Consider the following 24,612-nt stretch of genomic DNA (forward strand, 5'->3'; position numbering starts at 1 on the left):
CGGGGATCGCGCTCCAACCAGAAGACATGCATGGCCGATCTGTTCAGCTTAGACGAACCGGAGAAGGCGCCGACCGGCCGGCCGCTGGCTGATCGGCTGCGCCCGAAAAACCTTGGCGAGGTTGTCGGCCAGGAGCATCTTACCGGGCCGGACGGCGCGCTGACGCGATTGATCGATTCAGGCTCGCTCGGCTCGATGATCTTCTGGGGGCCGCCCGGCACCGGCAAGACGACAGTGGCGCGGCTGCTTGCCGGCGAGACCAATCTTGCCTTCGAGCAGATCTCGGCGGTGTTTTCCGGCGTTGCCGACCTCAAGAAAGTGTTCGAGGCGGCCAAGCTCAGGCGCTCCAACGGCCGCCAGACGTTGCTTTTCGTCGATGAGATCCATCGCTTCAACCGTGCCCAGCAGGACGGCTTTTTGCCGGTCATGGAAGACGGCACGGTGGTGCTGGTCGGCGCCACCACCGAAAACCCGTCCTTCGAACTGAACGCCGCGCTTCTGTCCCGTGCGCGCGTGCTCGTCTTCCGCTCGTTGGGCGAGGAGAGCATCGCAAAACTCCTGGCGCGCGCGGAAGAAACCGAGGGCAGGGCGCTGCCGCTGGACGACGAGGCGCGCGCCATGCTGATCCGCATGGCCGATGGCGACGGCCGCGCCTCGCTGACGCTGGCCGAGGAAGTCTGGCGCGCCGCCAAGCCCGGCGAGGTGTTTGGGCCGGAGGGTCTGCAGCGCGTCATCCAGCGCCGCGCGCCGATCTACGACAAGGGCCAGGACGGTCATTACAATCTGATCTCGGCGCTGCATAAATCGGTGCGTGGCTCGGACCCCGATGCCGCCCTCTATTACCTTGCCCGCATGTTCGATGCCGGTGAGGATCCGCTCTATCTCGGGCGCCGGCTGGTGCGTATGGCGGTGGAGGACATCGGGCTTGCCGACCCGCAGGCACTGGTCATCGCCAATGCCGCCAAGGACGCCTATGACTATCTGGGCTCGCCCGAGGGCGAGCTCGCCTTTGCCGAGGCCACCGTCTATCTCGCCACCGCGCCGAAGTCGAACGCCGTCTACACTGCCTTCAAGGCGGCGACACAGGCGGCCAAGGAATTCGGCTCGCTGCTGCCGCCGAAACACATCCTCAACGCGCCGACCAAGCTGATGAAGGAAGAGGATTACGGCGCCGGCTACCGCTACGACCACGACGAGCCGGATGCCTTTTCGGGCCAGGACTATTTCCCGGAAAAGATGGGCCGCCACACTTTCTACGATCCGCCGGAGCGCGGATTCGAGCGCGATATCCGAAAACGGCTGGAATATTGGGCAAAGCTGCGTAAAGAGCGGGAGTAACTGCTTGCGCGGCCCGGCGAGCCTGGCGCCCCGCAGCGAAGCTTCGCCATGGGGCATCTCGGCCTCAGTCGCGCTCCACGCCTTGCTCGCCGCGACTCTCGCCCTGATGCCACTGCCCAAATGGCCGAAGCAGCTGGAGGAAGAGCGCGTGTCGGTGGACATCCTGACGCCGCAGCAGTTCGAGGGTTCGACCCGGCCGGCACCGAAACCAGCCACCGCGGAGCTGCAAGCACCAAAACCGCAGCCCGTGCCAAGCCCGGCAAAGCCTCCGGCCCAACCCAGCATGATCCGTGCGACCGAAATGCTGTCGGCCAAGACGATTGCCGATCCGCGCAGCAGGCAGGTCCGGGCCGATCTTGCGACATTCGCCTCCGACGAGCGTATGACCCAGCTTTGCAATATCGAGGCGATGGACCAGATTCACAAATGGAGGGCGGATTTCCAGCCCGATCGCGTGGTGGCCTATGCAACGGCCGAGGAAAAGATCACCGGTACCACGGTCATGGCCGACGGCGCAGCCTTCCGCAGCCGGAGAAACTGGTACGCGCTGAAATTCAACTGCGCGCTGGCGCGGGACGGCGAAAGCGTCATCGGCTTCGAATTCCTCGTCGGCGATCCCGTGCCACGGGAGAAGTGGGACGAGCTTGGCCTGCCGGCTGTGCATTGACCAGAAATGGAGTGATACACTCCAGATATTTGTTAGTTACCCTCGGGGCTATCGCGCCAGCATTGTGCAGGGAAACAAAAAATCCTATCAAGGCGCACGGCCGACGGGGGTCGCCGTGATTTGGCTCATGCGAACAGGATCGCGCTCCCGCGCAAAAGACTATGACAAAGCAAACCCGTAAGACCCTTCGTCAGGCTGCAATCGCAGTCCCACTTCTCGCGCTCGGCTTTTACTACATCCCGATCCTGACGACGATCTGGATCGTCTGCGGTCTGATCGACGTGCTGCGCAATGCAAACAAGGACCTGTCGTTATTCCGCGGCTATTTCCTCGGCAACGGCATCTTTACCTGGCTGCTGTCGCCCTTCAACCTGTTGGTTGACTTGCTTTGCTACCGGAACCCGGGCGTATGGAAGCTGGAGCAGTTTCCTGCCGACTATCAGCGTGAGGTCAACGAGGTTCTCGACGTCTTTAAGGCTCGCAAGGACGAGATTATCGCCGATATCGACGCCAATTTCGGCACCGGTCGGCGCGGCATGTACGTCTATCAGTGGTATGGCAAGCACAAGATCGATAACGTCGCGGAATTCAACAAGGACTACAAATACATCAAGACCATCGCGGTCTCGGTCTTCAGGGGCAAGGAATCGACTTCCTGGCATTTCGGGCCGCTGCGGCTCAGCCTGCGCATCCTCTACAACCTGTTGCCGGTGAAGGCCGAGATTTTCGTCGAGTGCAACAACGCCAGGAACTACTGGCACGACAATCCGCTCTACATTTTCGACGACACCCTGCTTCACCGTTCGGTCAACGAGTATGACGGGCGCCGCTACTGCGTGTTCATGGACATCATCCGCCCATCGCCATTCCCCGGCCTCATCGCCGGCCTTCTCGCCGTCGTCTCGGTGAGCGTCGAGCGCATCAATTCCATGTTCTACAAGAACTGGAAGATGATCGGTTCGTCCAAGGCCAAGAAGGCAGCCGCCAACTGATCACCGGCGGAACCCGAAGGTTGGAGCATCACTCGATCTGGCCCGTCTTAAACCAACGTCTTATGGCGGCGGCAGGCCGGGACCGTTAGGACTCCACAGCAATTCTGCGAAAATTCGGAGGGGTTTTCCGTCCGGAATTGCGCAAAATCAAAGACCTGTGCGGCCAGCCCTATTATCGAAAGCTGAACCGCTGGTGTCGGATATGTTCATGCGAGCATGACGACGGAGCGGAAGGAGGTTCCGCTCGCCGGGAGGATTAGGTTGATCGGACGGCAATCAGCCGTGCATGCGGATCTGGTCCAGGCCTCGATCGCGAAAAGCGAGGCGGCTCATTCGGCGCTGGTCGCATCATGGCGGCGCTCCCTGCAATTGCATCACCTTGATCCCGCGGAGCGCAAGGCGCCCAGGCGGTTGACCGAAGGCGAACTGAGAGGGGCCCGGCAGCGCATGGAGCAAATGATCCGCGCCGCCGAAGGGAGCCTCAACCGGCTTTACCTCGCCGTCGGCGGTGTCGGCTGCTGCGTGATGCTGGCCGACCGCGACGGCATTCCCCTCGAGCGCAGGGGCGCCGTTGCCGATGACGAGACCTTCGACGAATGGGGCCTGTGGACCGGCACGGTCTGGAGCGAGGAGAGCGAGGGCACCAACGGGATCGGTACCTGCATTGCCGACCAGCGGGCTCTCACCATTCATCGCGACCAACACTTCTTTTCCCGCAACACGCTGCTCAGTTGCACGACGGCGCCGGTCTATGATCACGAATGCAATCTGGCGGCGGCACTCGACGTGTCGTCTTGCCGGGCGGATCTGACGGAGGGTTTCGTCCAACTCATCGCTGTCGCCGTGGGCGATGCCGCGCGTCGCATCGAGGCCGAGAATTTCCGCATGGTTTTTTCAGGCGCCCGCATTCTGTTGGCCCCGGCCGCCGAGCGCACCGCCGGCGCGCTCATTGCGGTCGACGCGGACGATCTGGTGATCGGCGCGACGCGCAGCGCGCGCCTGGCGTTCGGCATAACGCGCGAAGTCCTGGCCAAGGGGCTGCTGGCAGCCGATATCCTCGGCGACACGCCAGGCGCCAGGGAAGACTTCGACGATGCCGAGCGCGGCGTGCTGCAGCGGGCGTTGGCGCGCGCCGGCGGCAACGTCTCGACGGCGGCGCAAAGCCTCGGCATTTCGCGCGCGACGCTGCATCGCAAGCTCGCCCGCTTCGCCATCCGCCGCCCGCATTGATTTCATGATGTGGCCTGTCGCAGTTCTGCGACACTCGGCGGCCGCGATCGTCTCGCTCCGGGCTGACAAGCCGAAGCTTATCCGCGACCCTTTCTCCTGACGCGCCGCATCTCGCGGCGTGCTTCTTTGGGAGGAAGTTATGAACAAGGTAGAATTTTCGCGCGCAGCCAAGGTTCCTTTCGCCAAGCGTTACGACAACTTCATCGGCGGCAAGTGGACGGCGCCGCACTCTGGCAAATATTTCGAGAATATCTCGCCGGTCACCGGGCGGCCCTTGTGTGAAATCGCCCGCTCGGATGCGACGGACATCGAGGCAGCGCTCGATGCCGCGCACAAGGCCAAGGACGCCTGGGGCAAGACCAGCCCAGCGGAGCGCGCGCTGATCCTCCATCGCATCGCCGATCGCATGGAAGAGAATCTCGATCTGCTGGCGCTCGCCGAGACTTGGGACAACGGCAAGCCGATCCGCGAGACGACCGCGGCCGACCTGCCGCTGGCTGTCGACCATTTCCGCTATTTCGCCGGCGTGCTCCGCGGCCAGGAAGGCTCGATCTCCGAGATCGACCACGACACCGTCGCCTATCATTTCCATGAGCCGCTCGGCGTCGTCGGCCAGATCATTCCATGGAACTTCCCGCTGCTGATGGCCTGCTGGAAGCTGGCGCCCGCTCTGGCCGCCGGCAATTGCGTCGTGCTGAAGCCGGCCGAGCAGACCCCGGCGACGATCATGCTGTGGGCCGACCTCATAGGCGATCTTCTGCCGGAAGGCGTGCTCAACATCGTCAACGGCTTCGGCCTCGAGGCGGGCAAGCCGCTAGCGTCGTCGAACCGTATCGCCAAGATCGCCTTCACCGGCGAGACGACGACCGGCCGTCTGATCTCGCAATATGCCAGCCAGAACCTCATCCCGGTGACGCTCGAGCTCGGTGGCAAGTCGCCCAACATCTTCTTCCAGGACGTGACGGTCGAGGACGACGACTTCTTCGACAAGGCGATCGAGGGCTTCGTCATGTTCGCGCTCAACCAGGGCGAGGTCTGCACGTGCCCCAGCCGCGCGCTGGTGCACGAGAAGATCTATGACAGGTTCATGGAGCGCGCCCTGAAGCGCGTCGAGGCAATCGTTCAGGGCGATCCGCTCGACCCGGCGACCATGATCGGCGCGCAGGCTTCGAGCGAGCAGCTGGAGAAGATCCTCTCCTACTTCGACATCGGCCGCCAGGAAGGGGCCGAAGTGCTGATCGGCGGCGAACAGAACCATCTGCCGGGCGACCTTGCCGGCGGCTACTACGTCAAGCCGACCGTGTTCAAGGGCAACAACAAGATGCGCATCTTCCAGGAAGAGATCTTCGGCCCGGTGGTGTCGGTGACGACCTTCAAGGATGACGACGAGGCGCTGTCGATCGCCAACGACACGCTCTACGGCCTCGGCGCCGGCATCTGGAGCCGCGACGCGAACCGCTGCTACCGCTTCGGCCGCGCCATCCAGGCCGGCCGCGTCTGGACGAACTGCTACCATGCCTATCCGGCGCACGCCGCCTTCGGCGGCTACAAGCAGTCCGGCATCGGCCGCGAGACGCACAAGATGATGCTCGACCATTATCAGCAGACGAAGAACATGCTGGTCAGCTACAGCCCGAAGAAGCTCGGCTTCTTCTGATCCTCCTGGGGCGCGTAGGGGAGGGTACGGCAAGCCGTACCCTCCTGTCATGACAGGAGGATCGCATGGACAAGGACTCGTTGGGCAAAGTGTCGGCCACGCCCGAGGCCGAAGTGTTGCTCGCCGAGATCATCGCCGATCACGGGCCGGTGCTGTTCCACCAGTCCGGCGGTTGCTGCGACGGGTCCTCGCCGATGTGCTACCCGCGCGGCGAGTTCATGATCGGCGACAATGATGTGAGGTTGGGCGAGATCGGCGACACACCGGTCTATATCAGCGCCTCGCAATTCGAGGCGTGGAAGCACACCGACCTCATCATCGACGTCGTGCCGGGCAGGGGCGGCATGTTCTCGCTCGACAATGGCCGCGAGAAGCGGTTTCTGACGCGCTCGACGGTCTGTGCCGTGTCAGCGCCATCTTCGAAGAATTGACTGGACGGGAGAAACCTACCGATCCGCGACGATTGGGGTAATCGTCGCGCTTTGTTGGGTCTGTGGCTCGCAACCCGCCTGCCTTAAGCACGTCGCGCTGAGCTATTCAGGCGACGTGCTTTAAGTCTTTGTTTTGAGCATGTCGTTCTCCCAAAACCGCTCCGCACTTTTGGGCGACCTGCTTTAGTGCTATGGCGCCGCTTTCAAACGGAAAAGCGTATCCATGGCAGGTGTTGAACAAATCACGGTGGAAGCCGGCGAGGCGGGCATGCGGCTCGACCGCTGGTTCAAGGTCCACTATCCGGGCCTTGGCTTTGGCCACCTGCAGAAGCTCTTGCGCTCCGGCCAGGTCCGCATCGATGGCGGCCGGGTGAAGGCAGACACGCGGGTCGAGCCCGGCCAGACCGTCCGCATCCCGCCGCTCGACGTCGACAAGAAGGGCGATGCCCCGCTCACCGGCCACTCGATCCGCAACCAGGGCGATGCCGATGTGCTGGCCAAGATGCTGCTGCACGAGGATCCAAAAGTCTTCGTCTTCAACAAGCCGGCCGGCTTGGCCGTGCAGGGCGGCTCCGGCGTCACGCGCAATGTCGACGACATGCTGGAGGCCTGGCGCAACCAGAAAGGCGAGAAGCCGCGCCTCGTCCACCGCCTCGATCGCGACACCTCCGGCGTGCTGGTCGTTGCCCGCACCCGCCTTGCGGCGATGAAGCTGTCGGAAGCGTTCAGGGCCCGCGAGACCAAGAAGACCTATTGGGCCTTGGTCAAGGGCGTGCCGCCGAAGCGCGAGGACAAGATCTCGACCTGGCTGGTCAAGGAGGCGACGCCGGACGGCGACCGCGTCCGCATCGCCAAGCATGGCGAGAAGGGCGCCGACCATGCCGTGTCCTACTACCGCATCGTCGAGCAGGCGGCGCAGTCGCTGTCCTGGCTGGAGATGGAGCCTTATACCGGCCGCACTCATCAGCTTCGCGTCCATGCCGCCCATATCGGCTGCCCGATCATCGGCGACCCCAAATATTTCGAGGCCGATACCAATTGGGAATTTCCGGGCGGTATCCAGAACCGTCTGCATCTTCATGCGCGCCGCATCGTCATCCCCCATCCCGACCAGGGCGTCATCGATGTCACAGCGCCGATGCCGCCGCATATGCGCCAGAGCTGGAACCTGCTCGGCTTCGACGAGCAGAGCGCGGAGGACTTCAATTGAGTGGCGCCACCGATATGCTGGACCGCCGCGATACGGTCGACATGACGGCAGCCGCCATGATGGTCGGGCTGACGCTGTCCTGGGGGCTGAACTATGTCGCCGCCAAGGTCTCCTATGCTGGCTACGACCCGGTGTTCGTGTCGATCGCGCGCTCGATCCTCGGCGGTCTCTGCGTTCTCGGCTGGTGCCGGCTGCGCGGCATCAAGCTGTTCGAAGCGGACGGGACACTGATCGTCGGCGCTGCCGTCGGGGTGCTCTTCGGTGTCGAGTTCCTGTTCCTCTATATCGGGCTGGAGTACACGACCGTTGCCCGCAACACGCTCTTGGTCAACACCATGCCTTTCTGGGTGCTGGTCGGCGGCCACTTCCTGCTCGGCGAGCGCATCAATGCGCGCAAGCTTGGCGGTCTCGTGCTGGCCTTTTGCGGCCTGCTGGCCGTGTTCTCCGACGGCATCGTCGCCGGCAAGGACGCGACGCTGACGGGTGATCTGCTCAGCCTCGTCTCTGGCATCCTCTGGGCGTTGACCAGCATCGTCATCAAGCGGTCGAAGCTGGTCGGGACCAGCGCCGAGAAGCTCTTGCTTTATCAATTGGCGGGCGCCGCCATCGTCGGTGCCCTGGTGATGCCGTTCGCCGGACCGCCGATCCGCGCGTTCGCTGCATTGCCGACACTGGCTTTGATGTTCCAGTCTTTCTATATCGTCGCCTTCACCTATGTGTTGTGGTTCTGGTTGCTGACGCGCTATCCGGCAGCAGGCTTGTCGAGCTTCGCTTTCCTGTCACCGGTGTTCGGCGTTCTGTGTGGCGCGGTGCTGTTGGGCGAGCCGCTGACGATCAGGATTTTCCTGGCGCTGGCGCTGATCGCCGCCGGGCTGATCATCGTCAATCGCCCGGCGCGCAGGCAGCCCACAGTGTAAGGAGTTCGACATGCGCGACATCCTCGAAGACCTCGAAGCGGGAAAACTGCTCTCCGATCCCGATCCGGTGCGCCGCGCCCAGATCCAGATGAAGACGCCGCTGCCGAAGCGCTTCTACAAGGCGGTTTCGGTCGTGCCGGTCGAAGGTGGGTTTGCCGTCCATCTCGACGGCAGGCCGGTCCGCACGCCGGGAAAGGCGCTGCTGGCGCTGCCGACGGAAAGAGCCGCAACGCTGGTGGCGGACGAATTCTCCGCGCAGAGCGAGGTCATCGATCCGGTCACCATGCCGGTCATGCGGCTTGCCAACACCGCCATCGACGGCGTCGCCAGCGACCCGCAAGCGGTGCTGGAGGATGTCCTGCGCTTCGCTTCGTCGGACCTGCTCTGCTACCGCGCCGATGGCCCGCAAGGACTGGTCGATCGGCAAAACAAGCTCTGGGACCCGGTCCTCGATTGGGCGAGGAGCCGCCTTGGCGCGCGCTTCAATCTTGCCGAAGGCGTCATCCATGTCGAGCAGCCGCGCGAGACGATCGCCGTGCTTGGCGCCCATCTTGCCCAGCGCAGCGAGCCGCTGCGTCTGGCGGCGATCCATGTCATGACCTCGCTCACTGGATCGGCGCTGCTGGCTTTAGCCGTCGATTTCGGTGAGATCGACGGCGAGGAAGCATGGGCGGCCGGCCATGTCGACGAGGACTGGCAGATCGAGCATTGGGGCCAGGATGCCGAGGCCGTCGCGCGCCGCTCTGCCCGCGAACGCGACATGGTGGCGGCGGTCGACCTGCTCGAGGCGCTGAAAGCGTAGAAGCAATTCCAGGAAAAGTGTGCAGCGGTTTTCCGTCTGGAATTGCGTAAAGCAAAACCTGGACTGGATCAGCGATCCACCGGAGCTGAGCCACTCCAAGCGCTCTGCTCCGCTTTCGCGCTGCACCTAATACGAAAGTCATAATCCCATCGTCGCGGTGCCTTTCGCCTGCGCTTTCTGCCATTTTTTCCTTCGTTGGTTGCGTTTTTCGAGTCCGCGTTCGCAGGAATTGCGGACGGTGGCGCGCAGCCATCGAGGACAGACGGGATCCACGGGAGGATATATCAATGGTAATGGCTTCGACCGCCGGCAGAACAAGCCGCGGCATGACGCGGGAGGAAAAGAAGGTCATCTTCGCCTCTTCGCTCGGCACCGTTTTCGAATGGTACGATTTCTATCTCTACGGTTCGCTGGCCGCTTTCATCGGCGCGACCTTCTTCAGCCCGACCATCCCCGAGGCGACGCGCAACATCTTCGCGCTGCTGGCCTTTGCCGCCGGCTTCCTCGTCCGCCCGTTCGGCGCGCTGGTGTTTGGCCGCATCGGCGACCTTGTCGGCCGCAAATACACCTTTCTCGTCACCATGACGATCATGGGTCTGTCGACCTTCCTGGTCGGCCTGCTGCCCGGCTACGCGAGCTTGGGCATCGCGGCACCCGTGATCCTGATCGGGCTGCGCATGCTGCAGGGCCTGGCGCTCGGCGGCGAATATGGCGGTGCGGCGACCTATGTCGCCGAGCACGCGCCCGACGATCGCCGCGGCTACTACACCTCCTGGATACAGACCACGGCGACGCTCGGCCTGTTCCTGTCGCTGATCGTCATCCTGCTCGTCCAGAGTTCGCTCAGCAAAGAAACCTACGCCGACTGGGGCTGGCGCATTCCCTTCATCGTCTCTTTCCTGCTGCTTGCCATCTCGATCTGGATCCGGCTGTCGCTCTCGGAGTCGCCGACCTTCCAGCGCATGAAGGACGAGGGCAAGGGCTCCAAGGCGCCGTTGTCCGAAGCTTTCGGGCAGTGGAAGAACGCCAAGATCGCGCTGCTCGCGCTGCTCGGCCTCACCGCCGGCCAGGCCGTCATCTGGTACAATGGCCAATTCTATGCGTTGTTCTTCCTGCAGAATGTGCTGAAGGTCGACGCGTGGTCGGTCAACGTCATGATCGCGATCGCGCTGGCTGTCGGCTCGATCTTCTTTGTCGTGTTCGGTTGGCTGTCCGACAAGATCGGCCGCAAGCCGATCATCATGGCCGGCCTGGCGCTCGGCATCGTCTGCACCTTCCCGCTGTTCAAGGCGCTGACCTGGGCTGCCAACCCGGCCTTGGCCACCGCTCAGCAGAACACGCGTGCGACGGTGACGGCAGCGCCCGGCGACTGCCGGTTCCAGTTCAACCCGGTCGGCACGGCGAAGTTCACGACATCCTGCGATATCGCGACCTCGTTTCTGACCAAGAACTCGGTGCCTTACGACGTCGTATCGACGGCAGCACCTGGCGCCGCAGCCACGGTCAAGATCGGCAACGAGACGGTGCCGTCCTACGACGCCGTCGCCGCAGGGGATCAGGCCAAGGCCAAGGAGGCCGCCTTCCAGAAGGCGGTGAACATGTCGCTGCAGGACGGCGGCTATCCGCTGAAGCGCGGCGCGATCAAGGTGCCGGATCAGAAGCTCGACGCCTTCGTCGCGGCCAATCCGGAGTTGAAGCTCGATGCGGCTGCGATCCGCGGCGGCGAGAAGGCAGCGGTTCCGACCGAGCAGGCGGTCAAGGACAAACTGCTCACCACCGAGGAAGCCGCGGGCGCACCCGAGATCGCCGTCTACAACATCCCCGGCGGCGGTCCCTTCGCCATGGTGGCCGATCCGGCGGCCATTAACTGGCCGGTGACCATCGGCATCCTGTTCATCCTGGTGGTGTTCGTGACCATGGTCTACGGACCGATCGCCGCGATCCTGGTCGAGATGTTCCCGACCCGCATCCGCTACACCGGCATGTCGCTGCCCTACCATATCGGCAATGGCTGGTTCGGCGGCCTGCTGCCGGCGACGGTGTTCGCGCTGAGCGCCTATAAGGGCGACATCTATTACGGTCTCTGGTATCCGGTGCTGATCTCCGCGATGTCGCTGATCATCGGCATGATCTTTGTCAGGGACACGCTCGGCACCGACCTGCACGCCAAGCAATAGGCGATCGATCCTCTGCAAAGGAAAAGCCCGGCGCGAGCTCGCGCCGGGCTTTTTCATGCGAAAAGCGTTGCAGGAGGAAGTCAGCTCTTGCGCTGGTTCTCTTCCTCGATCGCCGCCTCATGGTACCAGCCGTCGAAATCGGCGTGCGTATTGCGCAGCGAGGCAAGCTCTGCCGCGAATTTGGCCTTTGCGCCTAAATTTGAGGCAGTCGCCCGGCCTGCAAGCGGGAACATCAGAATCTTTGCCGACGGACGGGACGTGGTGACTTCCATTGGCGGCCTCCTTTCTTTTTCAGGAGCTTGTCGATTCAATCTTTCCCCAAGATAGGTTCTGCGATTCATTTAGGCAATATGCTCACAAAAAGATCAGTATTTGCCCATTATTTATGCATATCTCACGCCTGGACGATTACCGCGCATTGCTGAGGCGGCTCAGCAAATTCAGCGCTTTGCGACGACCATTTTGCCGCACCCGGCGCGGGGAGAGTGGCACACGAATTGCATTTTAACGACCGGCAGGCCGGCCAGCACGGCCATGCATTGATGCCGCCTTGCGGCGTCCAAGCAACGAGAGGCACTGGAATGACCAAATACAAGCTCGAGTATATCTGGCTCGACGGATACGTCCCGACCCCCAGCCTGCGCGGCAAGACCCAGATCAAGGAGTTTGCCGAGTTCCCGACGCTCGAGCAGCTGCCGCTGTGGGGCTTCGACGGCTCCTCAACGAACCAGGCCGAGGGCCACAGCTCCGACTGCGTGCTCAAGCCCGTCGCCGTCTATCCAGATCCAGCCCGCACCAATGGCGTGCTGGTCATGTGCGAAGTCATGATGCCCGACGGCGTGACGCCGCATGTCTCCAACAAGCGCGCCACCATCCTCGATGACGAAGGCGCCTGGTTCGGCTTCGAGCAGGAGTATTTCTTCTACAAGGACGGCCGTCCGCTCGGCTTCCCCGAGAGCGGCTATCCGGCACCGCAGGGCCCGTACTACACCGGCGTCGGCTACAAGAATGTCGGCGATGTCGCCCGCAAGATCGTCGAGGAGCATCTCGACCTCTGCCTGGCCGCCGGCATCAACCATGAAGGCATCAACGCCGAAGTGGCGAAGGGCCAGTGGGAATTCCAGATCTTCGGCAAGGGCTCCAAGAAGGCCGCCGACCAGATGTGGATGGCGCGCTACCTGCTTCTGCGCTTGACCGAGCAGTACGGCATCGACATCGAGTTCCACTGCAAGCCGCTCGGCGACACCGACTGGAACGGCTCGGGCATGCACTGCAACTTCTCCACCACCTATATGCGTGAAGTCGGCGGCAAGGCCTATTTCGAGGCGCTGATGGCCCAGTTCGATAAGAACCTGATGGACCACATCGCCGTCTACGGCCCGGACAACGACAAGCGCCTGACCGGCAAGCACGAGACCGCGCCGTGGAATAAGTTCTCCTACGGCGTCGCCGACCGCGGCGCCTCGATCCGCGTGCCGCACTCCTTCGTCAAGAACGACTACAAGGGCTATCTGGAAGATCGTCGCCCGAACTCGCAGGGCGACCCCTACCAGATCGCCTCGCAGGTCCTGAAGACGATCTCGCAGGTCCCGACCGACGCGAAGGTCTCGGCGGCCGCCTGATCCTCTTATCGGCACGGGCTGCAGGTCCGCGGCGTGACGTGAATGACAAAAAAAGCCCCGGTGGGAAAAACGCCGGGGCTTTTTGCGTGGGGATCGGTGAGAGTTCCGCCGCGCAGCGGTCAGTCGGCGATGACGCCACCAGAGCAATTCCAGGAAAAGTGTGTAACGGTTTTCCGTCCGGAATTGCGTAAAAACACAAAAGAGAGAGCGGTTCGGCGTTTCCGTGAAACGGTGAACCGCTCTACGATCTCGTGCGGCATGCCAGGAGTGCGGTTGCCGCCATGGGGCGGCGAAATAGAGCAAATGAAAGCCCTTGGAAGCTTTCCCTTCCAAGGGCTGAATTTTCTATTCGATCAAAGTTTTAGACCGAATAGTACATGTCGTACTCGACCGGGTGCGGGGTCATTTCGAAGCGCATGACCTCGGCCATTTTCAGCTCGATGTAAGAGTCGATCTGGTCGTCGTCGAAGACGCCGCCGGCCTTCAGGAAGCCGCGGTCCTTGTCGAGGCTCTGCAGCGCTTCGCGCAGCGAGCCGCAGACGGTCGGGATCTTCTTCAATTCCTTCGGCGGCAGGTCGTAGAGATCCTTGTCCATCGGCTGCCCGGGATGAATCTTGTTCTTGATGCCGTCGAGGCCCGCCATCAGCATGGCGGCGAAGCCGAGATAGGGGTTCGCGCCCGGATCGGGGAAGCGGACCTCGACGCGCTTCGACTTCGGCGACGAGCCGAACGGAATGCGGCAGGAGGCCGAGCGGTTGCGCGCCGAATAGGCGAGCAGCACCGGCGCTTCGTAACCCGGCACCAGACGCTTGTAGGAGTTGGTCAGCGGGTTGGTGAAGGCGTTGATCGCCTTGGCGTGCTTGATGATGCCGCCGATATAGAACAGGCAGGTCTCCGACAGGCCGGCATATTCGTTGCCGGCGAAGGTCGGCTTGCCGCCCTTCCAGATCGACTGGTGGACGTGCATGCCCGAGCCGTTGTCGCCGAACACCGGCTTCGGCATGAAGGTGGCCGTCTTGCCATAGGCATTGGCGACCTGGTGCACGACATACTTGTAGATCAGCATCTTGTCGGCGTTTCGCACCAGCGTGTCGAACTTGATGCCGAGCTCGTGCTGGGCGGCGGCGACCTCGTGGTGATGCTTCTCGACGCGCACGCCCATCTCGGCAAGCACGGTCAGCATCTCGGAGCGCATGTCCTGGCAGGAATCGACCGGCGGCACAGGGAAATAGCCGCCCTTGATGCGCGGACGGTGGCCGAGATTGCCCGTCTCGTAGTCGGTGTCGTCGTTGGACGGCAGCTCGGTCGAGTCGAGGCGGAAACCGGTGTTGTAGGGATCGACCTTGTACTTGACGTCGTCGAACACGAAGAACTCGGCTTCCGGGCCGACATAGACGGTGTCGCCGATGCCTTCCGACTTCATGTAGGCCTCGGCCTTCTTGGCGGTGCCGCGCGGGTCGCGGTTATAGGCCTCGCCGGATACCGGATCGAGGATGTCGCACAGGATGACCATGGTCGACTGGGCAAAGAACGGATCCATGTGGACGGTATCCGTGTCCGGCATCAGCACCATGTCGGACTCGTTGATCGCCTTCCAGCCGGCGATCGAGGAGCCGTCGAACATCACGCCGTCGGCGAACATGTCTTCCTCGACTTCGACGACATCCATCGTCACATGCTGCAGCTTGCCCCGCGGATCGGTGAAGCGCAGGTCGACGAACTTCACGTCGTTGTCCTTGATCTGCTTCATGATGTCTTTGGCTGTCGTCATGTCATGTATCCCTGTGTGATGACGTTTTTTGATGATGACGGTTCAGAAAGATGGATGGCGTCAGACGGCGTCCATGCCGGTCTCGCCGGTGCGGATGCGGACGACTTCCTCGATGTTGGAGACGAAGATCTTGCCGTCGCCGATGCGGCCGGTCTGCGCCGCCTTGCGGATGGCTTCGATGGCGCCTTCGACGGCATCGTCGCCGAGCACCACCTCGATCTTCACCTTGGGCAGGAAGTCGACGACATATTCGGCACCCCGATAGAGTTCGGTGTGGCCCTTCTGCCGGCCAAAGCCTTTGGCCTCGGTAACGGTGATGCCCTGCAGTCCGGCCTCCTGAAGCGCTTCCTTCACTTCGTCCAGCTTGAATGGCTTGATGATCGCTTCGATTTTTTTCATGTAGAAAGTGGCCTCCACTGCCAAAGAGACGGGTTGTGCGCCCCGCTTGCGCCTCCATCAAGCACGAAGCGTGCCAATTCCAGGTTGTTGGAGACGGTATCGGGCGATTCAGATGCCATGCAGCACCCGGATGCAAATTCGCGTCATCGGCTGCATTGGATGCGTCATCGACGCCCAAAGCCTATACATCGCTCCTCCATCCGTCTGCGCAAAATTTGGGCATATAGCGCAATTTGCAGGCAGATTCCCCTCCAGGCGCCGCCGCTTTGGACTGGCATTCGGCCGCTGCTGTTTGCTTCGAACCGCAAATCGGACAATGCTTGATCGGATGGAGATCGGCAATCCCATGCACAATGAACTTCTTTCACCGGCCGAAATGGCCAAGGCTGACCGACTGGCGATCGCGGAAGGTCCGCTCGACGGCTACGGGTTGATGCGCCGAGCCGGCGCGGCGGTCGCGGCCGAGGTCCTGGCACGCTATCCGGCGGCGACACGGGTGCACGTGCTGTGTGGCCCCGGCAACAATGGCGGCGACGGTTATGTCGTGGCGCGGCTGCTCCAAGAGAGCGGCGTCGACGTCGCGATGTGGGTGTCAGGCGAGCCGCGGGCAGGCGGCGACGCCGCGCTTGCCGCGGCCGACTGCCCGCTCGAGCGTCGACCGCTGTCCGCCTTCGCCGCCGAGCCCGGCACGCTCGTGGTCGACGCGCTGTACGGCGCAGGGCTCTCAAAGCCGCTTTCGGGCGACGCCGCCAGGGCGGTGCAGGTCGTGACGAATCTCGGCTTGCCGGTCGTCGCTGTAGACCTGCCTTCCGGCGTTTCCGGCGAAAGCGGCGATATCCTCGGCAGCGCGTTCCGCGCGGCCACGACCGTGACCTTCGCGCGAAAAAAGCCCGGACATCTGCTTTTGCCTGGCCGCGAGCAATGCGGCGAGATCGTGCTTGCAGACATCGGCATCGGTGACGAAGTCATCGCCCGGATCGCGCCGCGAACCTTCGAGAACGGGCCGGCACTCTGGCTGGCCACCTTTCCGGTCCCGGCTGTCGATGCGCACAAATACAGGCGGGGCCATGCGAGCGTCTTTTCCGGCGGACCTTCCGCGACAGGTGCCGCGCGCTTGTCGGCGCTGGCGGCCGCAAGAAGCGGGGCAGGGGCGGTTACAGTTCTGTCGCCGGCGAACGCCATGCAGGTGAACGCCGCCCATCTGACCTCGATCATGCTGCGCAAGGCCGATGCGGCTGCCGATCTCGGCGCTTTCCTCACCGATCGCCGCCCTTCGTCCTTTGTGCTCGGCCCGGGGTTTGGCGTCGGCGAAAAGGCGCGCGATTTTGCCCTTGCGCTGCTCGGCGCCGGGCAAGCGTGGGACACCGGCGTTGAAGGGCTGGTGCTCGACGCCGACGGCATCACCTCGTTTCGCGACGAGCCTGAGACACTGTTCCAGGCGGCCCGCGGATCCGGCGCGCCGGCGCTGGTGATGACGCCGCATGAGGGTGAACTCGGCCGGCTGTTCCCTGACATCGCGGACGACAAGGCGCTTTCGAAACTCGCCAAGGCGCGAGCGGCGGCGGCACGGGCCAATGCCACCGTCATCTACAAGGGGGCCGATACGGTGATCGCCGCGCCGGATGGCCGCGCTGCCATCAACAGCAACGGCGCGCCATGGCTCGCCACCGCGGGCTCCGGCGATGTGTTGGCAGGGATCATCGCCGGGCTGCTGGCTCAGGGTATGCCGGCGTTCGAAGCGGCCTGCGCTGCCGTCTGGGTTCATGCCGAAGCCGGCAGCCGGTTCGGACCCGGACTGATCGCTGAAGATTTGCCTTTGGCCATGGTGCCTGTGCTGCGCGAGTTGGTGGAAAGCGGGATGGCCGCCCGATGACGCGGCTGTCGATCCTCGTCGCGGTCGCCGCCATTACTGTCTTTGGCGCGCGGGCGGTTCATGCCGCCAGTCGTACAGTCACGATCGTGGACGATCCGCACGTGCTCGCCGCGCTCGATGCCAAGGGCTTCGGCTTCGCCGGCATCTTCGGTGCCGGCGGCAAGGACGACCTGAAAACGCTCTACGACGCGGCGCCGGCTTACCACGCCATCATCGACATCGTGTCCGCCGACGTCGCGGGACTCCGCGCCGACGTGAAGGCCGGCGGCCGGCCGCTCTATGAAGTCACCGACCGCAATGTCGGCCGCATCATCGACATGCGCTGGCTGAAGACCAACGCCGCGCGCTTCCGCCTCGTCGGCGTCGTCAACCGGCTCGACCGGCGCGACTTCGCGGAACTCGGCAAGGAGCCTGGCTGCGGCGAGGTGCGTTTCGTCTACCGCCTTGCCTATAGTTTCAAGAAGAGCGGCAAGGTTTTGGCCTCGCGGCTGCCGTTCAACTTCAATGCCGTCTACCGCGTCGCTGCGGACGCCGACGGCGGCTGTACCGGTGCTGCCGGACGGTGGACGCCCCAGCTCGACGAGGCGGTCGATGCCGGCTGGCTGACCGGCGGACCGCTGGAAAAACCGAGCCTCTCCTTCAAGCAGCTCGAACTCAACGCCGAGGTGGTGCGCTTTCCTTCCGGCCAGGAGACCGAGTTCGGCGGGCAGGCCGCCTATCTCATGCGGATCTTCAGCATCGACGGGGCAGCCGTCAGCGCGAAGCCGCTGGAAAACACGCCCGACACCGCACGCATTGCGGAAGACGCACAGTTGAAAGCAAAACTTGCCGACTATGTCCGCGCCAATGCTGCGGCGGTCGATCTCGGCGTCTACGAAATCCCGGATGAATTCCTGGCGAAGAAAGTCATCTCGTGGTCGACCTTCGGCAGCGCCAGGCAGGCCAACCATTCGTTCACGCCGCTCATCGACCCGGAAGAGTTTGCCGACCTCGACTATTCGAAGTTTTCACTGGCGCGCACGCCGGAAGCCTTGGTCGAACGGCTCGACAACGGCGCCTGCCAGGGCTGCCATCAGGCGGGCTCGACCGCTGGTTTCCATTTCATCGGGCTCGACGACGGCACGACCTCGCCGCTCAACCGCATCGAGGTCGGCATCTCGCCGCATCTCCATGCCGAGATCCCGCGCCGCGAAGCGTGGCTCCAGGCAACGGCCGAGGGCAAGGAGCCCAACCGATTTCGCCCGCTGTCCTTCGCGCCGCCGGCGGTCTGGAAAGACACCGGCGAGGTCGCCTATGCGCCGGCAGAAACCGCGATGCCATGCCTGGTGCCGGAAGACGCCGCTCGCTTTGGCAACAGTTGGCAATGCGGAAGCGGCACGATTTGCACGCCGATCGCGACTGCGTCAGGAGTGCGAACAAAACTCGCGCAATGCCTGCTGCCCAAGGACAGTCCCGCGATGTTTTCCGGCCATCCCTGCCTGACCGGCACCATTGCCAGCAACGCCGCGCAGCCCTTCAACGACCGCTACAAGATCACCGGCCAGTTCGCGGCCTTTGCGCCGGCGATTTCGCGCACCGCCTATACCTGCCGTCCACCCAAGATCGGTGTTCCAGGCGGCTTCGCCTATCGCGGCTGCGACGCTAAGGATCTGGCCTTCTCCGCCTTCAAGGCCGGCAGGCCGATGCCGAGCGAAATCTGCGGCCTGGTCGGCGGCAAGAAGTTCGACATCTGCGTGGCGACCAACAATTTCGACCAGTGTTTCGGCGGCGCCGTCAATCGCGGCAACCGCCCGGCCTGCTCGGCCGAGCATTTCTGCCGCGAGGACTATATGTGCCAGTCGCTGCCGTCCGACACGCCGGGCGCGGCCAAGGTCAAGGGCATCGGCTTCTGCTCGCCGACCTACTTTCTGTTCCAGATGCGCATCGACAACCATGCGACGCCTTGGGCGAGTGCCGAGCGCGCGACCATGGGGGCGGGCTTTGGCGCGCCGGAAGAGAAGTAGACCGGTCAGGCGCCTTGCAGGCGGGGAGTGTGCGCCACAGCGTCCGCCAGGGCCGCAAGCACCCGTTCCTCACTGACACCGCGCGTATCCCGGACCCAACTCGGCGTCGATACCGGCGGCTCTAGAAACCGGACGTGGTCGTTCACGGGCGCGGTTTCATAAGACCGGTTTGATCCGAAGATGAGCACGCACGGTCCCCTCAAAGCCGCTGCCGCATGGCAGATTCCGCCATCGACGCCGAGAAAGACGGTCGAGGCGGCGATCTGGCACATGGCGTCGGCGATGTCGGGAGTCGATGTGAAATCCACTGCCTCCGGAAGCGCTGCTCTGATTCGGGCCGCGGCCTCGCGCTCGCGAGGGCCGCCGACGATCCAGACCGACCAGCCGCGCCTGGCGTGATCCTTGGCGATCGATATGAAACGCTCCGCCGGCCATGAACGGAAGTTGCTGAATTCCGAAGTGTAAAGCGCCAGTGCCGGTCTTGCCGCGTCGATCCCATGCCGGACGCGCCAAGCTGAGAGATCCTCGGGTGGAACCACCATTCGCGGTTGGGGCAACTGCATATCGCCGCCGGGCTGTTCACCCAACATGGCGACGGCGCAGACCTGCTCGAACAACCTGGTCTTGCGCGGTCCGAAGGCCACCATAGCTCGCAGCCATCCGGCCGGCAGCCGGTTGACGATGCCGAACTGGAGCTCGCGCGGATAGCCGATGCGCTCGGGAATGCCCGCCAGCCATGGCACCAGGGCCGCCTTGGTGCTGCTGGTGAGCAGATAGGCCGTCTGATAGTTCTCGTGACGGAGTTCACGCGCCAGGCGCGCCCGTTCCCTGAGGCCGGGACTCCAGTGCCTTTCGACTATCCAAGCTTTCCGGACATGCGGCATCAATCGCGCTAGCGGCGCGGCGATCGGCGAGGTGACGACATCGATCGGGTGCCCGGGAAACCTCGCTGCTATGATTTGGATTGCCGAGTGGCAGCGGATGAAGTCGCCGATTGCCGGCAAGCAGAAGACGAGAATGGGGCGCAATGCGCGATACCTTTTCGATCCGACACAGCCGCAGCGGACGGCCGGCACGCCGGTTCCTTGTCACGGAAGCGCTTCGCCATCAAGGATGCGAGCGTAGAGTTCCAGATAGGCCTTCGCGGCTTTCGCGATCGGGAATCTGTCGGCGGCCGATTCGCGGCATTTGTGAGCACACAGGTCCGCGATCTCGGCAAGACCGCAGGCGAACTCCTCGTCGCTCTCGAAGAACCGACCGGTGTCCGCGTCCACCGTTTCCGGCAAGGCGCCGCGCCGGGTGGTCAAAACGGGCGTGCCGCACAGCATGGCCTCGACCGGCGCATTGCCGAAGGGCTCTTCCCAGGCGATCGGATTGAGGAAGGCCTTCGATGCGCCGAGAAGGCGCAGCTTGTCCTCGCCGTCAACGACGCCGTTGAAGCGATAGCGGCGAGGAAGACTTTTGAAAAAGACGCCCTCGCGGCGGGTTTGGCTTCGGCCCAGCAGCTTCCACCGCGAGCCGCCGGCGATATCGAGGGGGAAGTCGAATTTCCTGGCAAGGTCGACTGCCCGGCTCAGGCCCTTTCCGGCACGTGCGATGGCCGCCATGAAGAGGAGATGGTCGTTCCTCGATTTGGCGGGCCGATAGTCGTCAACCGGAAATCCGTTGTAGACGAAGGTCTTGCGGCCGTGCAGCTGGGCGTGCCGGGCGCTGATGAAGCTCCAGTTCGGTTGCGGCCGCGGATAGTCCGGCAAATGGCCGCGCTCGGTGTTGAGGGTCGGGAAGGGAACTTCGACCTTCCACGCGTGAAGGTGAACAATCTGGGTGTGCGGCGGGATCGCGGCGCGGCATTCGGCGTCGCTCACCGCATGCCTAACTTCGCACAGTGGATGCGAAGATCCCGGTCCGGCGACGAGAACGACATGGTGCCCCTGCCTGGCCAGTTCAGTGGCCAACCAGTCGACCTGACGTTCTATCCCGCCATAGCCTTTGCACGGAATAACGCCCTTCGTTGCCAAGGTTATTAGCATTCCTGCATCAATGGCGTCAGGAGATGCTAATTGTCAACCTTCCAAAGCGGCGATGATTTGGAAAGCACAGATCTCTGATGGAAGTGCTGGCCGACTTGATGCGAGACTTGGACGGAACGCCTCACAGCGGAATGTTGTCGTGCTTCTTCCAGGGGTTCTGCATGTCCTTGTTGCGCAGCATGCGCAGCCCCCGCGCGATACGGCGGCGCGTCGAGTGCGGCATGATCACCTCATCGACATAGCCACGCTCGGCCGCGACGAAGGGCGACAGGAAGCGATCCTCGTAAGCCTTTGTGTGGGCTGCGATCTTTTCCGCATTGCCGATGTCCTTGCGGTAGATGATCTCGACCGCGCCCCTTGCGCCCATCACCGCGATCTGCGCCGTCGGCCAGGCATAGTTCATGTCGCCGCGCAGGTGCTTTGACGCCATCACGTCATAAGCACCGCCATAGGCCTTGCGGGTGATCACGGTGATCTTCGGCACGGTTGCCTCGGCATACGCGAAGAGCAGCTTGGCGCCATGCTTGATCAGCCCGCCATATTCCTGCGCGGTGCCGGGCAGGAAGCCCGGAACGTCGACGAAGGTGACGATCGGGATCGAGAAACAGTCGCAGAAGCGCACGAAGCGCGCCGCCTTGCGGCTGGCGTCGGAATCGAGCACGCCCGCCAGCACCATCGGCTGGTTGGCGACGAAGCCGACGGTCCGACCATCAACGCGACCGAAGCCGGTGACGATGTTCTTGGCAAAACTCGCCTGGATCTCGAAGAAGTCGCCTTCGTCGGCGACTTTCAGGATCAGTTCCTTGATGTCGTAAGGCTTGTTGGCGTTGTCGGGGATCAGCCGGTCGAGCGACAGGTCGTGATCCGTCACCGACTGGTAGCATTCGACCTCGGGTATCTCGGCGGTATTGGAGGCCGGCAAAAGATCGATCAGCCGGCGCATCTGCAGAAGCGCTTCGACATCGTTGTCATAAGCGCCGTCGGCGATGGAGGATCTGTTCGTGTGCACCGTGGCGCCGCCCAGGCTCTCGGCGGTCACCGTCTCGTTGGTCACCGTCTTCACCACATCCGGCCCGGTGACGAACATGTAGGAGGTGTCGCGCACCATGAAGATGAAGTCGGTCATGGCGGGCGAATAGACGTCGCCGCCGGCGCAGGGACCCATGATCAGCGAAATCTGCGGGATGACGCCGGAGGCGAGCACATTGCGCTGGAAAATCTCGGCATAGCCGCCGAGCGCGGCCACCCCCTCCTGGATGCGGGCGCCGCCGGCATCGTAGAGGCCGATGATCGGCGCGCGGTTGCGCAGCGCCATCTCCTGGACCTTGACCACTTTCTCCGCATGCGCCTCCGACAGCGAGCCGCCGAAGACGGTGAAATCCTTGGCGAACAGATAGACGGGGCGTCCATTGACCGTGCCCCAACCGGTGACGACGCCGTCGCCCGCGATCTTGGTCTTCTCCATGCCGAAATCGGTGGAGCGGTGCTCGACATACATGTCGAACTCCTCGAAAGAACCCTCGTCGAGGAACACCTCGATGCGCTCGCGTGCGGTGAGCTTGCCTTTCTTGTGCTGGGCCTCGATCCGTTCCTTGCCGCCGCCCATACGGGCGATCTCGCGGCGGCGCTCGAGTTCCTTCAGCACGTCCTTCATCGCTGCCCCCAAAAAGGAAAGGTGATTTGTGGTAATGGCGAGGGCAGCCAAGCGCAAGCGGCGCGTTTCGACCGCGGATTTGCTGCACTGCAACATCACCTCTTGCATTTTAGGCCGGACTCGGCCATATGCGGCGGCATAGGCGCTTGGGCCGGTTCTGTCCGGCTTTCTCCACGAATGAGACTGGTTGCGTCTGTTTTCCCTCTTTCCGGTTGATCGGCAAGGTGGCGAAAGAGCCCCGGAGCATGAAGCTCGCGGGCACGACAGCGCAGCCGCGCGGACGCTTCCGTCCGCCGCCTTGTCGTTTCCTGACAATTTTCGACGGCAGGTTGCGCCCTGCCGCCATTGCTGTTTGCGGCCCGGAGCCGCGTGAAAGAAGACTATTTTGACCAACGAAAACACGGCGCAACAGAACGGTTTCGCTACCCTTGGAATCGCCGGCGCGCTGCTCAAGGCCGCCAATGCCGCCGGCTTCACCGATCCGAAGCCGATCCAGGTGCAGGCGATCCCGCCGCAGCTCGAGGGCCGCGACATATTCGGCATCGCCCAGACCGGTTCGGGCAAGACGGCTGCCTTTGCGCTGCCGATCCTGTCGAAGATCATCGGCCTCGGCACCAAGCGCCGCCCGAAGACGGCGCGCGCGCTGATTCTGGCGCCGACGCGCGAGCTCGCCGTGCAGATCGAGGACACCATCAAGCTGCTCGCCAAGGGCGCGCACATCTCGACCGCGCTCGTGCTTGGCGGCGTCTCGCGCTTCAGCCAGGTGAAGAAGATCGCGCCCGGCGTCGATGTGCTGATCGCCACGCCCGGCCGGCTGACCGACCTCGTGCGCGAGGGCGACCTCATTCTTGCCGACACCAAATGGCTGGTGCTGGACGAGGGCGACCGCATGCTCGACATGGGCTTCATCAACGACGTCAAGCGCATCGCCAAGGCGACCGCGCCCGACCGCCAGACGGCGCTGTTCTCTGCGACGCTGCCCAACGAGATCGCCGACCTCGCCAAGGGCCTGCTGAAGGACCCGGTTCGTATCGAAGTCGCGCCGCAGAGCACGACCGCGGCCGAGATCGTGCAGAGCGTGGTGCTGGCCCGCACCAAGCAAAAGCGCCAGGTGCTGTCGAAGATGCTTTCCGACGAGGCGATGCGCTCGGTGATCGTGTTCTCGCGCACCAAGCACGGCGCCGACCGCGTCACCAAGGATCTTGCCCGCGACGGTTTCAACGCCGCCGTCATCCATGGCAACAAGTCGCAGAACGCGCGCCAGAAAGCGCTCAACGATTTCCGCGACGGCTCGGTGCGCATCCTGGTCGCGACCGACATCGCCGCGCGCGGCATCGACGTGCCCGGCATCAGCCATGTCGTGAACTTCGACCTGCCGGACGAGGCGGAGAGCTATGTCCACCGCATCGGCCGCACCGGCCGCAACGGTAGGGACGGCATAGCGATCACGCTTTGCGATCCATCGGAGAACGGCAAGCTGCGGCAGGTGGAGCGTATCATCCGCATGAAGCTTCCGGTGATCGCCGATCATCTCGGAAGCCCTGATCCGCAGCGCGATCCGAAGGAGAAGACCCAGCGCCATTTCGAACCGGCCAACGACCGCGAGCATCATGGCGGCCGTCGTGACGGGCGTCGTCCCGGCAATGGCAACAACGGCAAGAAACGCTTCGGCGGCAACCCCAATGGCGAGCGCCAATTCGCGCCGCAAGGCGAGCGTCCGGCCGGCGCGAAGCCGAATGGCGAGCGTAAGCCTGACGGCTTCAAGCGCTTCAAGGGCAACAACAAGCGCCGCTTCGGCGGCAAGCGGCCGGCGAACCGGGCGGCTTGAATTCATCGCCA

20 protein-coding genes are annotated in these 24,612 nt (G+C 63.4%); 14 read left to right on the forward strand and 6 right to left on the reverse strand.

The features are described from left to right. The first annotated feature begins 30 nt into the window (after positions 1–30). The 10 genes from EJ071_RS25080 to EJ071_RS25125 all read left to right on the forward strand — a co-directional run bounded on the left by EJ071_RS25080 (position 31) and on the right by EJ071_RS25125 (position 11,421). Entirely contained in the window at positions 31–1,338 is a 1,308-nt protein-coding gene (locus EJ071_RS25080) for a replication-associated recombination protein A (RefSeq protein ID WP_126100247.1), read from the forward strand. A 4-nt stretch (positions 1,339–1,342) separates the two neighbouring features. Continuing rightward, on the forward strand, positions 1,343–2,005 hold the full coding sequence (locus EJ071_RS39605; RefSeq protein ID WP_245459966.1) for a DUF930 domain-containing protein: 663 nt from the start codon (positions 1,343–1,345) through the stop codon (positions 2,003–2,005). Between the two features lie 161 nt (positions 2,006–2,166). Further along, on the forward strand, positions 2,167–2,997 hold the full coding sequence (locus tag EJ071_RS25090) for an aspartyl/asparaginyl beta-hydroxylase domain-containing protein (RefSeq protein ID WP_126100248.1): 831 nt from the start codon (positions 2,167–2,169) through the stop codon (positions 2,995–2,997). Positions 2,998–3,261: 264 nt separating this feature from the next. Further along, positions 3,262–4,227, forward strand: a complete 966-nt coding sequence (locus tag EJ071_RS25095) for a helix-turn-helix domain-containing protein (protein WP_245460355.1) — start codon at positions 3,262–3,264, stop codon at positions 4,225–4,227. 139 nt (positions 4,228–4,366) lie between these two features. Beyond that, the gene (gene adh / locus EJ071_RS25100) at positions 4,367–5,884 is read left to right on the forward strand and encodes an aldehyde dehydrogenase (protein WP_126100250.1); all 1,518 of its coding nucleotides are present in this window, start codon (positions 4,367–4,369) and stop codon (positions 5,882–5,884) included. 65 nt (positions 5,885–5,949) lie between these two features. Further along, positions 5,950–6,315, forward strand: coding sequence for a DUF779 domain-containing protein (locus tag EJ071_RS25105; protein WP_126100251.1), 366 nt, complete (start codon positions 5,950–5,952; stop codon positions 6,313–6,315). Between the two features lie 223 nt (positions 6,316–6,538). Next, entirely contained in the window at positions 6,539–7,525 is a 987-nt protein-coding gene (locus EJ071_RS25110; protein ID WP_126100252.1) for an RluA family pseudouridine synthase, read from the forward strand. 41 nt (positions 7,526–7,566) lie between these two features. Next, complete coding sequence (locus EJ071_RS25115) at positions 7,567–8,442, forward strand: DMT family transporter (RefSeq protein WP_189521567.1); 876 nt, start codon at positions 7,567–7,569, stop codon at positions 8,440–8,442. Between the two features lie 10 nt (positions 8,443–8,452). Continuing rightward, the gene (locus EJ071_RS25120; protein ID WP_126100254.1) at positions 8,453–9,244 is read left to right on the forward strand and encodes an ATP12 family chaperone protein; all 792 of its coding nucleotides are present in this window, start codon (positions 8,453–8,455) and stop codon (positions 9,242–9,244) included. Positions 9,245–9,531: 287 nt separating this feature from the next. Beyond that, entirely contained in the window at positions 9,532–11,421 is a 1,890-nt protein-coding gene (locus EJ071_RS25125) for an MFS transporter (RefSeq protein ID WP_126100255.1), read from the forward strand. A gap of 80 nt (positions 11,422–11,501) precedes the next feature. Here EJ071_RS25125 and EJ071_RS25130 read toward each other — a convergent pair whose 3' ends face one another. After that, positions 11,502–11,693, reverse strand: a complete 192-nt coding sequence (locus tag EJ071_RS25130; protein WP_126100256.1) for a DUF2735 domain-containing protein — start codon at positions 11,691–11,693, stop codon at positions 11,502–11,504. A 309-nt stretch (positions 11,694–12,002) separates the two neighbouring features. Here EJ071_RS25130 and EJ071_RS25135 point away from each other — a divergent pair, with 309 nt between their 5' ends. Further along, the gene (locus EJ071_RS25135; RefSeq protein ID WP_126100257.1) at positions 12,003–13,043 is read left to right on the forward strand and encodes a glutamine synthetase beta-grasp domain-containing protein; all 1,041 of its coding nucleotides are present in this window, start codon (positions 12,003–12,005) and stop codon (positions 13,041–13,043) included. Between the two features lie 361 nt (positions 13,044–13,404). Here the strand turns inward: EJ071_RS25135 and glnA are convergent, their stop codons facing one another. Both glnA and EJ071_RS25145 read right to left on the reverse strand, forming a co-directional pair. Further along, entirely contained in the window at positions 13,405–14,814 is a 1,410-nt protein-coding gene (gene glnA / locus EJ071_RS25140) for a type I glutamate--ammonia ligase (RefSeq protein ID WP_126100258.1), read from the reverse strand. A 60-nt stretch (positions 14,815–14,874) separates the two neighbouring features. Next, complete coding sequence (locus EJ071_RS25145) at positions 14,875–15,213, reverse strand: P-II family nitrogen regulator (RefSeq protein ID WP_006205430.1); 339 nt, start codon at positions 15,211–15,213, stop codon at positions 14,875–14,877. Between the two features lie 346 nt (positions 15,214–15,559). On the opposite strand from EJ071_RS25145, the gene EJ071_RS25150 reads away from it, so the two are divergent. Continuing rightward, positions 15,560–17,086 carry an NAD(P)H-hydrate dehydratase gene (locus tag EJ071_RS25150; RefSeq protein WP_126100259.1) on the forward strand — a complete coding sequence of 509 codons (1,527 nt, stop codon included), beginning with the start codon at positions 15,560–15,562 and terminating at the stop codon, positions 17,084–17,086. Beyond that, the gene (locus tag EJ071_RS25155) at positions 17,083–19,089 is read left to right on the forward strand and encodes a hypothetical protein (RefSeq protein WP_126100260.1); all 2,007 of its coding nucleotides are present in this window, start codon (positions 17,083–17,085) and stop codon (positions 19,087–19,089) included. Before EJ071_RS25150 ends, EJ071_RS25155 begins: the two co-directional genes overlap by 4 nt. A gap of 5 nt (positions 19,090–19,094) precedes the next feature. Here EJ071_RS25155 and waaF read toward each other — a convergent pair whose 3' ends face one another. The 3 genes from waaF to EJ071_RS25170 form a co-directional block, all read right to left on the reverse strand. After that, positions 19,095–20,117, reverse strand: a complete 1,023-nt coding sequence (waaF, locus tag EJ071_RS25160) for a lipopolysaccharide heptosyltransferase II (protein ID WP_126100261.1) — start codon at positions 20,115–20,117, stop codon at positions 19,095–19,097. Between the two features lie 60 nt (positions 20,118–20,177). Beyond that, on the reverse strand, positions 20,178–20,954 hold the full coding sequence (locus tag EJ071_RS25165; RefSeq protein ID WP_245459967.1) for a glycosyltransferase: 777 nt from the start codon (positions 20,952–20,954) through the stop codon (positions 20,178–20,180). Positions 20,955–21,240: 286 nt separating this feature from the next. Further along, on the reverse strand, positions 21,241–22,773 hold the full coding sequence (locus EJ071_RS25170) for an acyl-CoA carboxylase subunit beta (protein ID WP_126100263.1): 1,533 nt from the start codon (positions 22,771–22,773) through the stop codon (positions 21,241–21,243). Positions 22,774–23,158: 385 nt separating this feature from the next. Here EJ071_RS25170 and EJ071_RS25175 point away from each other — a divergent pair, with 385 nt between their 5' ends. After that, positions 23,159–24,601, forward strand: coding sequence for a DEAD/DEAH box helicase (locus tag EJ071_RS25175; protein ID WP_126100264.1), 1,443 nt, complete (start codon positions 23,159–23,161; stop codon positions 24,599–24,601). Positions 24,602–24,612 lie beyond the last annotated feature (11 nt).

The sequence above is a fragment of the Mesorhizobium sp. M1B.F.Ca.ET.045.04.1.1 genome, from assembly GCF_003952465.1.
GTDB lineage: Bacteria > Pseudomonadota > Alphaproteobacteria > Rhizobiales > Rhizobiaceae > Mesorhizobium > Mesorhizobium shonense.

Bases quoted from the DNA above. Each gene is read 5' to 3' on its own strand.
- EJ071_RS25080 (WP_126100247.1), top strand. From the start codon at position 31: ATGGCCGATCTGTTCAGCTTAGACGAACCGGAGAAGGCGCCGACCGGC.
- EJ071_RS25090 (WP_126100248.1), top strand. From the start codon at position 2,167: ATGACAAAGCAAACCCGTAAGACCCTTCGTCAGGCTGCAATCGCAGTC.
- adh (WP_126100250.1), top strand. From the start codon at position 4,367: ATGAACAAGGTAGAATTTTCGCGCGCAGCCAAGGTTCCTTTCGCCAAG.
- EJ071_RS25105 (WP_126100251.1), top strand. From the start codon at position 5,950: ATGGACAAGGACTCGTTGGGCAAAGTGTCGGCCACGCCCGAGGCCGAA.
- EJ071_RS25110 (WP_126100252.1), top strand. From the start codon at position 6,539: ATGGCAGGTGTTGAACAAATCACGGTGGAAGCCGGCGAGGCGGGCATG.
- EJ071_RS25115 (WP_189521567.1), top strand. From the start codon at position 7,567: ATGACGGCAGCCGCCATGATGGTCGGGCTGACGCTGTCCTGGGGGCTG.
- EJ071_RS25120 (WP_126100254.1), top strand. From the start codon at position 8,453: ATGCGCGACATCCTCGAAGACCTCGAAGCGGGAAAACTGCTCTCCGAT.
- EJ071_RS25125 (WP_126100255.1), top strand. From the start codon at position 9,532: ATGGTAATGGCTTCGACCGCCGGCAGAACAAGCCGCGGCATGACGCGG.
- EJ071_RS25130 (WP_126100256.1), bottom strand. From the start codon at position 11,693: ATGGAAGTCACCACGTCCCGTCCGTCGGCAAAGATTCTGATGTTCCCG.
- EJ071_RS25135 (WP_126100257.1), top strand. From the start codon at position 12,003: ATGACCAAATACAAGCTCGAGTATATCTGGCTCGACGGATACGTCCCG.
- glnA (WP_126100258.1), bottom strand. From the start codon at position 14,814: ATGACGACAGCCAAAGACATCATGAAGCAGATCAAGGACAACGACGTG.
- EJ071_RS25145 (WP_006205430.1), bottom strand. From the start codon at position 15,213: ATGAAAAAAATCGAAGCGATCATCAAGCCATTCAAGCTGGACGAAGTG.
- EJ071_RS25150 (WP_126100259.1), top strand. From the start codon at position 15,560: ATGCACAATGAACTTCTTTCACCGGCCGAAATGGCCAAGGCTGACCGA.
- EJ071_RS25155 (WP_126100260.1), top strand. From the start codon at position 17,083: ATGACGCGGCTGTCGATCCTCGTCGCGGTCGCCGCCATTACTGTCTTT.
- EJ071_RS25170 (WP_126100263.1), bottom strand. From the start codon at position 22,773: ATGAAGGACGTGCTGAAGGAACTCGAGCGCCGCCGCGAGATCGCCCGT.